The following is a 13,392-nucleotide window of genomic DNA, read 5'->3' on the forward strand; positions in this document are numbered from 1 at the left end:
GCCACTGGGTCAGATGGTGGCGACCCGCTGCGCCCGGCTCCGCCGCGCTTGCGATCGCCACTGGGTCAGATGGTGGCGACCCGCTGCGCCCGGCTCCGCCGCGCTTGCGATCGCCACTACCCTGAGACCGTGCTGGACTTACGCGGCGATCCGATCGCGCTGACCGCGGCGCTGGTCGACATCCCCAGCGAATCGAGAAACGAAGCGCGCCTGGCGGACGAGGTCGAGGCCGCGCTGCGCGCGCAGACCTCCGGCTTCGAAATCGTCCGCAACGGCAACGCCGTGCTGGCGCGAACCCGGCACCAGCGTCCGTCGCGGGTGCTGCTGGCCGGCCACCTGGACACCGTCCCGGTGGCCGGGAACCTGCCCAGCCGTCGCGAGGGCGGCGAGCTGCACGGCTGCGGCACCGCCGACATGAAATCCGGGGACGCCGTCTTCCTCCACCTCGCCGCCACCGTCGCCGAACCCGTGCACGATCTGACGCTGGTGATGTACGACTGCGAGGAAATCGACGCCGCGGCAAACGGTTTGGGTCGCATCGAACGGGAGCTGCCGGACTGGCTGGCCGCCGACGTGGCCATTCTGGGCGAGCCGACCGGCGGCTACATCGAAGCCGGCTGCCAGGGCACCCTGCGCGTGGTCGTCAGCGCCACCGGGACCCGCGCCCACTCGGCGCGATCCTGGTTGGGGGACAACGCCATTCACAAACTGGGTGCCGTACTCGAGCGGCTGGCCGCGTATCAGGCACGCAGCGTCGACATCGACGGCTGCACGTACCGTGAGGGCCTGTCCGCGGTGCGCATCGACGGCGGAGTGGCGGGCAACGTCATTCCCGACGCGGCCGCGGTGACGGTCAACTTCCGCTTCGCCCCGGACAGGTCGGTGCCCGACGCGCTGCAACACGTGCACGACGTGCTCGCCGGGCTGGACGTGCACATCGAACAGACCGACGCGGCGGCCGGGGCGATGCCGGGGCTGTCCCAACCGGCCGCCAAGGCCCTGGTCGAGGCGGCGGGCGGCAACGTGCGGGCCAAGTACGGCTGGACCGACGTCGCCCGGTTCGCCGCGCTGGGCATACCGGCGGTCAACTTCGGCCCCGGCGACCCGAATTTGGCGCACCGGCGCGACGAACGCGTGGCGGTCGACAACATCACCGCCGCGGTGGACATGCTGCGCCGCTACCTGAGCGGCTAGGCGCCACACCGCCGTGCCTGCGCGGCGGCGTCGGCGGCGGCCGCGTGCATCCCGATCGACGTCAGCTCGTCCGACACCGCCCGCAACGCCGCGGCATCACCGGCGGTGAGCGCGCGGGCGTGGGCCAACGCGATTCTGCCTACGACACAATCGATCTCGTCGCAGAGCCGGGCCAACGGATCGGCGGCCCGGCTATCGCCCAGCCGCACGGCCTCGTGCCAGATGCGCACCGCCACGGCCCGCTGGCCGCCGCGCTCGGCCGTGCGGGCGGCGTCGCGAGCGGCGGCCACCGCGCCGTGCGCGTCGCGCATCAACGCCAGCCGCCATGCCCGCGCCACCCCGAGCTCGGGCGCGAACAACGCCGACTTGGTTCCGTGCCGGGATTCGGCCCTGCTCAACGCTTTTGCCGCGGCCGCGGTATCGCCCAGTTGGGACAGCGCGGTGGCCAGCAACGTCAGCGACAGCGGCCCCCACGAATAGCCGGTGCGTTCCAGGGTGGCGGTCGCCGGAATCAATAGTGCTGCCGCAGACGAGAATTCGCCTTCGGTCAACAACACATGCGCCAGCAGCACCTCGCCGATCGCGCGGCCGGGCTGCTGCAGTTCGGCGAAGTCGGTGAACTGCCGGGCGAGCTGGCGGGCCTCGTCGAGCCGTCCCGCCAACAGCAGCGTGGTCGTCTGGGCCAGCCCGATGGTGAAGCGCAGCAGCCCGGGATGCTCGGCACCCAAGGCGCGCTGCGCCAACGGCTCGACGTCACCGAACCGGCCCTGCCGCGCCGCGCACAACGCGGCCGCGCTCCCGGCCCAGGCCACCGCCTGGTCATCGGCCGACGCCGAGGTGAGCACTTCGTCCGCGACCTTGACCGCGTGCCCGACATTGCCCGCGTTCATCGCGAAGGTTGCGCTCAGCGCGTCGAGGGTGGTCCGCGGGCCGGCCTCCGCGACGCGGTTACGCACGGTCCGCAGGAAAGCCGTCGCGCGCTCCGGCTCGCTGAGCATCCAGAACTGGTTCGCCGCCCGCAGCAGCGCCCAGTCCATCAGCGCGGCTTCGGTCAACCCGGTGGAGTCGACGTCGGCCAGCACCGCATCGGCCTCGCGGCCACGGCCCTGCCACGCCACCGCGTGGGCCAGCGCGAGCCGCGCCGCCAGACCGCCGGAGCGCTCCAGCGCTGAGCGGGCCAGCCGCTCGCCCAGCGTCAGGTCACCCAGGCGCAGCGCCTGCTGCGCGGCGGCGACGACGTCGGCCGGCCGCGGGAGCGCGTCGCTGTCCAGCGCCAACGACACCAGCCGCAGCCGGTCGCTGAGATGGTCCGACGGGCGCTGCGACATCAGTTCGACCAGCTCGGTGCGTCGTTGGCGCGCGTCGTCGGGGTCGAGCGCGGCGCGCGCCCGCTCGGCGAACAGCGGGTGGGCCGCATAGACGACCGGGTCCTCGGAGGCCCCGCCCCGCACCCGGGTCTCGGCCGCACCCCACTTGACCGCCTCGGCCACCGCGCCGTCGCCGGCCAGCACGGTCAGATCGGTGAGCGACAGCGGCTCGCAGACGGCGAGATACTCCAGCACCGACCGCGCCGGCGCGGGCAGTTCGGCGAGGAAGGTGTCGACCTCAGCGGGCGCCGTCGTGCCGCCGGGCGGCTCGATGTCGATCCGGTCGAGCAGGCCGTCGGTCCACAGCGCGGCGATCGCGTCGGGGGAGGACTCGGCGCGGGCGGTGACGATCAGCCGCGCCGCGCCGGCCCGCGCCAGCTGGTAGACCAGCGTCGCCGACAGCACGTCCAGATGTTGGGCATCGTCGACGACGAGCAGCAGGTCCTCGCCGCCCAGCGAGACGCGGGCGGCCCGCAGCAGCGCGGCCGGCTTGCCGATGTCGGCGATCTGCACCAGGTGGCTGAAGGCCCCGAACGGGACCGCGCGTTCGGTCGGGGTGCCGGTGACCCAGCGGACGAGGGTCTCGGGGTGCTGACCGGCGAAGTGCTCGGCGGCCACGCGGGCCAAGGTGGATTTGCCGACACCGTCGGGTCCCAACACCACCGCTCCCCGACCCCCGTCGGCCAAGGCGCCATCCAGCCGCTCTGAGGCCGTCGCATGTTGGGGGACGTTCCATCGAATCGGCACTGCCGGATTTTATGGCGCACGGGCCGTCGGCAAGGCGAAAGCCCCAGATATGACGGGCTATTGCGCTTGGTCTACCTTTGGCGGATATGCCCGGGGAACGCGATTCAGCCCGCGAGTGGGCGGTGTGTGTGTACTGCGCGTCGGGTCCGCAGCATCCCGAATTGCTCGGTGTCGCTGCGGAACTCGGCGAGGCGATCGCGGAGCGGGGCTGGACGCTGGTGTGGGGCGGTGGCCGTGTTTCGGCGATGGGCGCGGTGGCGAGCGCGGCGCGGGCCCGCGGCGGCCGCACCGTCGGCGTCATCCCCCAGGTCTTGATGCGCCGCGAGATCGCCGACGCGGACGCCGCCGAGCTGATCGTGAGCGACACCCTGCATGAGCGCAAGCAGATCATGGAGGACCGCGCCGACGCGTTCATCGCGCTGCCGGGCGGCATCGGCACCCTCGACGAGTTGCTCGACACCTGGACGACGGCCTACCTCGGCCTCCACGACAAACCCATCGTCCTGCTCGACCCCGTGGGTCACTACGAAGGGCTGTGGATGTGGTTGTGCGGATTGCTGGACAGCGGTTACGTCTCCCAGGCGGCGATGGACCGATTGGTGCTGGTCGACAAGGTGAGCGCCGCGCTGGACGCGTGCGCGCCCGGCTGAGCCCGCCGGCCGGTCCCAGCCCCTACTAGGCTGTCCGCCGAGCTTGACTTTTTGGAAACGAATCGAGGGGATCACGTGTCCGATCGTGACGGGGGAGCGCGCACGGCGGTCAAACTGACCGACATCGCATCTCGGGTGCCGGCCGTGCTGGCCGACCTGCCGGTGATCGCGCGCGGGGCGCTGACCGGGCTGCTGGCCCAGCCGGGCTCCAAGAAATCGATCGGCACGGTGTTCCAGGAGCGGGCCGCCCGTTACGGCGACCGGATCTTCTTGCGGTTCGGCGACCAGCAACTGACCTACCGCGACGCCAACGCGGCCGCCAACCGGTACGCCGCGGTGCTGGCCTCGCGCGGCGTCGGCCACGGCGACGTCGTCGCCATCATGCTGCGTAACTCGCCCAACGCCGTGCTGGCCATGCTGGCCGCGGTCAAGTGCGGCGCGGTCGCCGGCATGCTCAACTACCACCAGCGCGGCGATGTGCTCGCGCACAGCCTCGGCCTGCTGGAAGCCAAGGTGCTCATCGCCGAGACCGATCTGGTCAGCGCCGTGGCGGAGTGCGGGGGCTCGGGCGGCACCCAGACGCTGACCGTCGAAGACCTGGAGCGGTTCGCGGCGAGCGCCCCGGCCACCAACCCGGCGTCGGCGTCGGCCGTGCACGCCCGGGACACCGCGTTCTACATCTTCACCTCGGGCACAACCGGTTTCCCCAAGGCCAGCGTCATGACGCACCTGCGGTGGCTGAAGGCGCTCGCGGCGTTCGGCGGCATCGGGCTGCGGCTCAAGAGCGCGGATACCCTCTACTGCTGCCTGCCGCTGTATCACAACAACGCGCTGACGGTCGCGTTGTCGTCGGTGATCAACTCGGGGGCGACGCTGGCGCTGGGCAAGTCCTTCTCGGCGTCGAAGTTCTGGGACGAGGTGATCGCCAACGACGCCACGGCCTTCATCTACATCGGCGAGGTGTGCAGGTACCTGCTCAACCAACCGGCCAAGCCGACCGACCGGGCGCACAAGGTGCGGGTGATCGCCGGCAACGGGCTGCGCCCGGAGATCTGGGACGAGTTCACCAAACGATTCGGGATCGCGCGCGTCTGCGAGTTCTACGCCTCCAGCGAGGGCAACGCCGCGTTCATCAACGTCTTCAACGTGCCCCGCTCCACCGGTGTTTTTCCGCTGCCGTTGGCCTACGTCGAGTACGACCCGGACACCGGCGCCCCGCTGCGCGGCGACGACGGGCGCGTGCGCCGGGTGCCGGCCGGGGAGCCGGGCCTGTTGCTCACCCCGGTCAACCGGCTGCAGCCCTTCGACGGCTACACCGACCCGGAATCCAGCGAAAAGAAGTTGGTGCGCAACGCTTTTCGTGAGGGCGACTGCTGGTTCAACACGGGCGACGTGATGAGCCCGCAGGGTCTGGGCCATGCCGCGTTCGTCGACCGGCTCGGCGACACCTTCCGCTGGAAGGGCGAGAACGTGGCCACCACCCAGGTCGAGGCGGCACTGGCATCCGACGAGTCCGTCGAGGACTGCACGGTCTTCGGGGTCGAGGTGCCGCGCACGGGTGGTCGCGCCGGGATGGCGGCGGTCAAGCTGCGCGACGGCGCCGAGTTCGACGGGCGGTCGTTGGCCCGTGCCGTCTACGAGCAGCTGCCCGGCTACGCGCTGCCGTTGTTCGTGCGGGTGGTCGAGTCGATCGAGCAGACCACGACCTTCAAGAGCCGCAAGGTGGAGCTGCGCGAGCAGGCCTACGGCCCCGACGTGGCCGACCCGCTGTACGTGCTGGCCGGACGCGACGACGGCTACGTGCCGTTCTACGACGAGTACCCCGACGAGGTCGCCGAGGGTAAACGCCCGTAGGGGGCGGCCGCGCCGATCAGTCGGTCGCGAGCGTAACCACACTGCGAGATGGCGAGTCGGATTTCGCAGTGCAGTTACGCTCGCGACCTGGCACTGCACGCTGTTCGGCGACCAGGCACCATAGACGCGTGCAATCGTCGTTCTGCGGCCGTCCCGTGTCAGCCGATCGCGCGCTGATCATGGCGATCGTCAACCGCACCCCGGACTCGTTCTACGACAGGGGCGCGACCTTCAGCGACGAGGCCGCCCGCGCGGCCGTGCACCGGGCCGTGGCCGACGGAGCCGACGTCATCGACGTGGGCGGCGTCAAGGCCGGCCCGGGCCAAGAGGTCGACGCCGACACCGAGATCGCCCGGCTGGTGCCGTTCATCGAATGGCTGCGCGACGCCTATCCCGACCAGGTGATCAGCGCCGATACCTGGCGATCCGAGGTCGCCACGGTGGCCTGCGCGGCCGGGGCCGACCTGATCAACGACACCTGGGCCGGCGTCGACCCCGCCCTGCCGGAAGTGGCCGCGGAGTTCGGGGCGGGTCTGGTGTGTTCGCACACCGGGAACGCGCAGCCGCGCACCCGCCCGTTCCGGGTGAACTACGGAACGAGCACGCGCGGCGTGGTCGACGACGTGATCGCCCAAGTCGCCGCCGCCGCCGAGCGAGCGGTCGCGTGCGGCGTGGCCCGCGACCGGGTGCTGATCGACCCGACCCACGACTTCGGCAAGAACACCTTCCACGGGCTGCTGCTGTTGCGCCATGTCGACGATCTTGTTAATACCGGGTGGCCCGTGCTCATGGCTTTGAGTAACAAGGACTTCGTCGGGGAGACTCTGGGTGTGGAATTGACCGAGCGGCTCGAGGGAACGCTGGCGGCCACCGCGCTCGCCGCGGCCGCCGGTGTGCGGATGTTTCGCGTGCACGAGGTCGCCGCCACCCGCCGGGTGCTGGAAATGGTGGCCTCGATCCAGGGGACGCGCCCGCCGGCCCGCACGGTGAGGGGGCTCGCATGACGATGTCAGACCTGGTCGCGGGCGATCTCGCCAGCGACGGGATGCTCGCCGCGAGGCCGGGGGACACCTGGCTGGCCGACCGCAGCTGGAACCGCCCGAGCTGGACCGTCGCCGAACTGGAGGCGGCCAAGGCTGGGCGGACCATTTCGGTGGTGCTGCCCGCCCTCGACGAGGAAGAAACCATCGAGTCGGTGATCGAAAGCATCTCACCGCTGGTCGACGGGCTGGTCGATGAGCTGATCGTGCTGGACTCCGGCTCGACCGACGACACCGAGATCCGGGCCGTCGCCGCCGGCGCCCGCGTCGTCAGCCGCGAGCAGGCGCTGCCCGAGGTGCCGATACGGCCCGGCAAAGGCGAGGCGTTGTGGCGTTCGCTGGCGGCCACCCGCGGCGACATCGTGGTGTTCGTCGACTCCGACCTGATCAACCCGCACCCGATGTTCGTGCCGTGGCTGGTCGGCCCCCTGCTCACCGGCGACAGCGTTCACCTGGTCAAGAGCTTCTACCGGCGGCCCCTCAACGTCGCCGATGTGGGTGGCAGTGCGGGTGCCACCGGCGGTGGGCGGGTCACCGAGCTGGTGGCCCGGCCGTTGCTCGCGGCGCTGCGGCCCGAGCTGGGCGGGGTGCTGCAGCCGCTCGGCGGCGAATACGCGGCCACCCGCGAGTTGCTGACCTCGGTGCCGTTCGCCCCGGGCTACGGCGTGGAGATCGGCCTGCTGGTGGACACCTTCGACCGGCTGGGTCTCGACGCGATCGCCCAGGTCAACCTGGGCGTGCGGGCACACCGCAACCGGCCGCTGGCCGAGTTGGGCGCGATGAGCCGCCAGGTCATCGCGACCCTGCTGTCGCGCTGCGGGATCCCCGACTCCGGGGTCGGCCTGACCCAGTTCGTGGCCGTAGGGCCCGACGGTCAGGGCTACTCCCAGCACACCTCGCCGGTGTCGCTGGCCGACCGGCCGCCGATGCAGGTGATCAGGCCCCGATAAGCCCCAAGGGGTCACGCTGGACATCGCCGTGTCGGCGGCATAGGGCAATATCGATCCCGTGGCGTTGGTGTTGCTGTACCTGGTGGTGCTGGTGCTGGTGGCGATCGTCCTGTTCGGCGCGGCCAGCCTGATGTTCGGTCGCGGCGAGCAGCTGCCGCCCCTGCCGAAAGGGACGACGGCGACGGTGCTGCCGGCCTACGGGGTGACCGGTTCCGACGTCGACGCCGTCAAGTTCACCCAGACGCTGCGCGGATACAAGACCAGCGAGGTGGACTGGGTGCTGGACCGCCTCGCCCGCGAGCTGGAGGCCCTGCGCGGCCAGCTCGCCGCGGTGCACGCCGCGCCCGCGGCCGAACAGGACACCGAGGACGATTCCGCGGAACCCGGCGAGGGCGAGGATCGTCAGGACTGAATGTGAGCGAAGACGAGCTGGTTCGGTGCAGCTGGGCGGCCATTCGGCCCGGGCCGGACTTCGAGATGTACCGCAACTACCACGACCAGGAGTGGGGTCGCCCGCTGCGCGACGGATTGGGCCTGTTCGAGCGGATGAGCCTGGAGGCCTTTCAGAGCGGCCTGTCGTGGCTGATCATCCTGCGCAAACGGGAGAATTTCCGGCGCGCGTTCTCCGGGTTCGACGTCGCGACGGTCGCCGAGTACACCGACGACGACGTGCAGCGGCTGATGGCGGACCAGGGAATCGTGCGCAACCGCGCCAAGATTGACGCGACGATCGCCAACGCCCGCGCGGCCGCGGAGCTGGGAACCCCGGCGGACCTGGCGGAGCTGCTGTGGTCGTTTGCGCCGTCGCCGCGGTCGCGCCCGGCCGACGCAACCCAAATTCCCTCGGCCACTGACGAATCGAAGGCCATGGCCCGTGAACTCAAGCGGCGTGGGTTCCGCTTCGTCGGTCAGACCACCGCCTATGCGTTGATGCAGGCGACCGGCATGGTCGACGACCACATCCGGGGTTGCTGGGTGCCCCCGACCGCCCGCTGAGCACACAGTTGTGGGTCTTTGTACGAGCGGTGACCTGGATAGGGAACAATGGAGGGGTGATAAGTCAGTTCGATGCCGGGCATGGCTTGAAGTTCGCTGGCGGGGCGTGCTCGGTGCCGACCAGGTCCGCGCGGGCGGGCCAGCTCGAACCTGGAGGGAGCACTCGATGGCGGCGATGAAGCCCCGGACCGGAGACGGTCCTCTGGAAGCAACCAAGGAGGGGCGCGGCATCGTGATGCGGGTACCACTTGAAGGTGGAGGTCGACTGGTCGTCGAGCTGACGCCCGACGAAGCCGCTGCCCTCGGTGACGAACTCAAGGGCGTCACGAGCTCCAGCTAGGGCTTGCCGCCGAACGAGAGTCGGCGGTGCTACGCACACACCTTCCGATAGATCTCCAGGGTCTGCTCGGCGACGTGGGCCCAGGAGAACTCCTCGACGCAGCGTTGGCGTCCTGCCTTGCCGTAGCGCTGCGCTTTTTCGCGGTCGGCGATGAGGTCGTTGACCGCCTCGGCCAATCCGGCCTGATAGCCCGCCACATCGTCGGGGTCGTAATGCACCAGGGTCCCGGTGACCCCGTCTGCGACCACCTCCGGAATACCGCCCACATCCGAGGCCACCACCGCGGCCGCGCAGGCCATCGCCTCCAGGTTCACGATGCCCAACGGCTCATACACCGACGGGCACACGAAAACCGATGCGGCCGATAAGATTTCGCGCAATTCCCCGATGGGAAGCATTTCCCGGACCCAGAAGACGCCGGTGCGGCCGCGAGCCAGGCCGGCGACCGCATCCCGAATCTCGTCGGCGATCTCCGGGGTGTCGGGGGCCCCGGCGCACAGCAGCACCTGCGCCTCCGGGCTGAACCGGTGGGCGGCCGCCACCAGGTGCGCGAGCCCCTTCTGCCGGGTGATGCGACCCACGAACACCACCAGCGGGCGGGCGGGATCGACGCCGAGTGCGGCCAGCATCGACCCGGTCTGCGGTGGGGTCGCGGGGAACCAGACGTCGGTGTCGACGCCGTTGCGGATGACGTGTACGGCGCCGGGATCCAGCGCGGGGTAGACGCGCAGGATGTCCTCGCGCATCGCGGAGCTGACCGCAATGACGGCGTCGGCGGCCAGCACCGCGGTGTGTTCGACCCAGGTCGAGATCCGGTAGCCCCCGCCGAGTTGTTCGGCCTTCCACGGGCGCAGCGGCTCGAGCGAATGCGCGGTCAACACGTGCGGGACGTCGTAGAGCAGCGCGGCCAGGTGACCGGCCATGCCGGTGTACCAGGTGTGTGAATGCACCACGCTGGCCGCCGATGCCGCGGTGGCCATCATCAGGTCGGCGGACAGGGTCGTCATCGCCGCGTTGGCCCCCTGCAACCGCGGGTCGGGCTGGTGCACGTGCACTCCCTGGGCTTCCGGGCGGGGCGCGCCCATGCAATGCACGTCCACCGCGCACAGCCGGCGCAGGTGGCTGACGAGTTCGGTGACGTGTACCCCCGCCCCGCCATAGACCTCTGGGGGATATTCCCGAGTCATCATCGCCACCCGCATACCCGCACCGTAGTTCGGCGACGACGAGGGCCGTGAGTCGGGCGGGGTCGTCTGTTTGCCCGCAGACCCAAATACCTTGACGGACAGCCCCACAGAAGCGGGCAATGACGCCGTCCCCCTGGCAGCGTTTCGCGGCGGCCGATAGGTTTGACACCATGAGGGAAGCACCACACGTGCTGGGCATCGTCCTGGCCGGCGGTGAGGGCAAGCGGCTGTATCCGCTGACCGCGGATCGCGCCAAGCCCGCGGTTCCCTTCGGGGGCGCCTATCGGCTGATCGACTTCGTGCTGTCCAACCTCGTCAACGCCCGCTATTTGCGGATCTGCGTTCTGACGCAGTACAAGTCGCATTCACTCGACCGTCACATTTCGCAGAACTGGCGGTTGTCCGGTTTGGCCGGTGAGTACATCACGCCGGTGCCCGCGCAGCAGCGCCTCGGCCCGCGCTGGTACACCGGTTCGGCCGACGCGATCTACCAGTCGCTGAATCTGATCTACGACGAAGACCCCGACTACATAGTGGTTTTCGGTGCCGACCACGTGTACCGGATGGACCCCGAGCAGATGGTCCGGTTCCACATCGACAGCGGGGCCGGCGCGACGGTAGCCGGCATCCGGGTGCCCCGCAGCGAGGCCACCGCGTTCGGCTGCATTGACTCCGACGAGTCCGGGCACATCCGCCAATTCGTGGAGAAGCCGCTCGATCCGCCGGGCACCCCGGATGACCCCGAGACGACGTTCGTGTCGATGGGCAATTACATCTTCACCACCAAGGTGCTCATCGACGCGATCCGCGCGGACGCCGACGACGACCATTCCGACCACGACATGGGTGGTGACATCATCCCGCGACTGGTGGCTGACGGGATGGCCGCGGTTTACGACTTCAGCGACAACGAGGTGCCCGGCGCCACCGATCGTGACCGGGCCTACTGGCGGGACGTCGGAACGCTGGACGCGTTCTATGACGCGCACATGGACCTGGTGTCGGTGCATCCGGTGTTCAACCTCTACAACAAGCGCTGGCCGATCCGCGGCGAGTCGGAGAACCTGGCGCCGGCCAAGTTCGTCAACGGCGGTTCCGCGCAGGAGTCGGTGGTGGGTGCCGGCAGCATCATCTCGGCGGCGTCGGTGCGCAACTCGGTGCTGTCGTCCAACGTGGTGGTCGACGACGGCGCGATCGTGGAAGGCAGCGTGATCATGCCCGGCGCTCGGGTCGGTCGTGGCGCGGTGGTGCGCCACGCGATCCTGGACAAGAACGTCGTCGTGGGGCCGGGCGAGATGGTCGGGGTGGATCTGGAGAAGGACCGGGAGCGCTTCGCGATCAGCGCCGGTGGCGTGGTCGCGGTGGGCAAGGGCGTCTGGATCTAGGGGATCTCCGGGATCAGCAGGTGCGCGCCGCGTTCCGGGCCCCAATGCAGGGTGACGCGCCCGCGCGGTGAGCTCTGGTAGGCCGCCGGGAATTGGCCCGTCAGCGGGTTTCTCGGGCACAACCAGCGCCCGGCGACCACCAGCCGCAGCTGCTCGCCCGCGCGGAACAACGTCGCCGACGGGCCCAGCGCGACGTTGACCTCGACCACCTGGCCGGCGGAGACCGGCCGCGGATCGGTGCCGGTGGTGACGGGTTCGGCCGGGCGGGACAGCTCGGGGTCCAGGGTGCGCAGCGAGACGCGCTGCCAGCCGGTGCTCACCCGGTCTCGGCCGTAGCCATACGAGCCCTCGAATCCGACGAAGCGGCCCCCGCGCCACTTCTCCACCCCGACGAACAGGTTCGCGTCGTCGCAGCCGGTCAGCTCGACCCACAACCGGGCGGCCATCGGCCCGGTCAGTTCGATGTCGTCGGGAACCGTCCAGGTGAAAGTTGCCGCGCGCGAACGTGTTCCGAATGTCACGCGGCCGGGGTGCGAGGGAGGATCGGACGTCAACACCCCGCTGGTGCCCAAATAGATTGGGCGCCATCGGGTTCGGTTCAGTGGCCACTCGGCTTCTTCGCGCACCGCCGCGACGGTGTCGCGGTCCTCGCGTACCTCGAGGCGCACACTGCGCGACGCGGGGGCGCCGTTGAGCACACCGCGAAAGAACGCCAGCTGCTCGGCCAGCGCGTCCTCGGAGTAGAAGGTGGCCCACTTGCCGCCCCGATGCATGTAGAGCCGGGCGTGGCCGGACCCGCCGTGCGTGAACGCGCGGAGGGAGCCGCGGGTGTGCAGGTTGTTGTCGGACAGGCTCCCGCACACCAGCATGGGCACCGTGATCGAGGCCAGGTCCGGTGCCAGGGAGCGCCAGAACTCGTCACGCTGCGGGTGGAGGTCCTGCATGCGTTCGAGGTCGTAGGTCTGCCGCGTAGCGCGTCGCACGTTTCGCGACCACATCCGGGTGAAGCCCCGCTCCCGGACGCCGCCCGGAAACGTCAGGTCGCGGTAGGCGTCGGTGAAGCCTTCCCACGGACAGATCGCGCGCAGCGCCGGCGGCCGCAGCGCCGCGACGGCGTACTGGCTGATGGCCAGGTAGGACACCCCGAGCATGACGACGTTGCCGTCGCTCCACGGTTGGCCGGCGACCCACTGCACCAGGTCGTAGGTGTCCTCGGCCTCTTGCCGCGACAGCAGGCTCCCGGTGCCGTCGGAGTGCCCGCAACCGCGCGAGTCGGCGTTCACCACGACGAAGCCCTGCGCGGTCCACCACGCCGGGTCGGGCGCCTCCCAACCGGTCAGCGCCGAGAAGGTCACCGGCCGCGGCTGGCGCAGTACCCGGTACTGCGCGGAGAACGTCCACGTGTCACCCCGCCGCTGCGGCAGGTTGTCCTTGCCGTAGGGGTGGATGCTGAGGACGACCGGTCGTGCTTCGGCGCCGGCACTGCGAAAGACGTTGATCCGCAACACCGTTCCGTCGCGCGTGGCGACGGCGACGTCGCGCTCGACCTCGAGGTCGGCGGGCGGGTCGGTGACGGTGACGGGCGGTCTGGCGACGCCGCGAATCCGGCTCAGTGCGTACCGCAGCCCACCGCGCCGTCGCCACGGGCGGTCCAGGGCCGGTAGCCGATTGGGCGCCACGGC

General features: G+C 70.3%; 12 protein-coding genes. 9 read left to right on the forward strand and 3 right to left on the reverse strand.

Annotated elements, in window-relative coordinates:
• The first annotated feature begins 129 nt into the window (after positions 1-129).
• Positions 130-1,194 carry a succinyl-diaminopimelate desuccinylase gene (gene dapE / locus AC0KTM_RS04240; RefSeq protein ID WP_238958130.1) on the forward strand — a complete coding sequence of 355 codons (1,065 nt, stop codon included), beginning with the start codon at positions 130-132 and terminating at the stop codon, positions 1,192-1,194.
• Here dapE and AC0KTM_RS04245 read toward each other — a convergent pair.
• Positions 1,191-3,308 (reverse strand): AAA family ATPase, encoded by a 2,118-nt coding sequence (locus AC0KTM_RS04245; RefSeq protein WP_472415033.1) that lies wholly within the window; start codon positions 3,306-3,308, stop codon positions 1,191-1,193. The genes dapE and AC0KTM_RS04245 overlap by 4 nt on opposite strands.
• An 86-nt stretch (positions 3,309-3,394) precedes the next feature.
• Here AC0KTM_RS04245 and AC0KTM_RS04250 point away from each other — a divergent pair, with 86 nt between their 5' ends.
• The 7 genes from AC0KTM_RS04250 (at position 3,395) to AC0KTM_RS04280 (ending at position 9,138) form a co-directional block, all read left to right on the forward strand.
• Positions 3,395-3,958 (forward strand): TIGR00730 family Rossman fold protein, encoded by a 564-nt coding sequence (locus AC0KTM_RS04250; protein WP_238958127.1) that lies wholly within the window; start codon positions 3,395-3,397, stop codon positions 3,956-3,958.
• A 75-nt stretch (positions 3,959-4,033) separates the two neighbouring features.
• A complete protein-coding gene (gene fadD6, locus AC0KTM_RS04255; RefSeq protein WP_225330165.1) occupies positions 4,034-5,812 on the forward strand; it encodes a long-chain-acyl-CoA synthetase FadD6 in 1,779 nt (592 codons plus the stop codon).
• Positions 5,813-5,991: 179 nt separating this feature from the next.
• On the forward strand, positions 5,992-6,816 hold the full coding sequence (folP, locus tag AC0KTM_RS04260; RefSeq protein WP_238958383.1) for a dihydropteroate synthase: 825 nt from the start codon (positions 5,992-5,994) through the stop codon (positions 6,814-6,816).
• Positions 6,813-7,802 carry a glucosyl-3-phosphoglycerate synthase gene (locus tag AC0KTM_RS04265; RefSeq protein ID WP_472415035.1) on the forward strand — a complete coding sequence of 330 codons (990 nt, stop codon included), beginning with the start codon at positions 6,813-6,815 and terminating at the stop codon, positions 7,800-7,802. Before folP ends, AC0KTM_RS04265 begins: the two co-directional genes overlap by 4 nt.
• A 58-nt stretch (positions 7,803-7,860) precedes the next feature.
• Entirely contained in the window at positions 7,861-8,214 is a 354-nt protein-coding gene (locus AC0KTM_RS04270; RefSeq protein ID WP_238958125.1) for a DivIVA domain-containing protein, read from the forward strand.
• A 2-nt stretch (positions 8,215-8,216) separates the two neighbouring features.
• The gene (tag, locus tag AC0KTM_RS04275) at positions 8,217-8,798 is read left to right on the forward strand and encodes a DNA-3-methyladenine glycosylase I (protein WP_472415036.1); all 582 of its coding nucleotides are present in this window, start codon (positions 8,217-8,219) and stop codon (positions 8,796-8,798) included.
• Positions 8,799-8,964: 166 nt separating this feature from the next.
• Complete coding sequence (locus AC0KTM_RS04280) at positions 8,965-9,138, forward strand: DUF3117 domain-containing protein (RefSeq protein WP_003878471.1); 174 nt, start codon at positions 8,965-8,967, stop codon at positions 9,136-9,138.
• Positions 9,139-9,167: 29 nt separating this feature from the next.
• Here AC0KTM_RS04280 and glgA read toward each other — a convergent pair whose 3' ends face one another.
• Positions 9,168-10,340, reverse strand: a complete 1,173-nt coding sequence (gene glgA, locus AC0KTM_RS04285) for a glycogen synthase (RefSeq protein WP_238958123.1) — start codon at positions 10,338-10,340, stop codon at positions 9,168-9,170.
• Between the two features lie 155 nt (positions 10,341-10,495).
• Between glgA and glgC the strand changes: the two genes are divergently transcribed.
• Entirely contained in the window at positions 10,496-11,710 is a 1,215-nt protein-coding gene (glgC, locus tag AC0KTM_RS04290; protein ID WP_225330170.1) for a glucose-1-phosphate adenylyltransferase, read from the forward strand.
• Here the strand turns inward: glgC and AC0KTM_RS04295 are convergent.
• The gene (locus AC0KTM_RS04295) at positions 11,707-13,389 is read right to left on the reverse strand and encodes a CocE/NonD family hydrolase (RefSeq protein WP_472415038.1); all 1,683 of its coding nucleotides are present in this window, start codon (positions 13,387-13,389) and stop codon (positions 11,707-11,709) included. The genes glgC and AC0KTM_RS04295 overlap by 4 nt on opposite strands.
• Positions 13,390-13,392: the final 3 nt, after the last annotated feature.

Source organism: Mycobacterium sp. NTMscope_Eco_3, assembly GCF_976985685.1.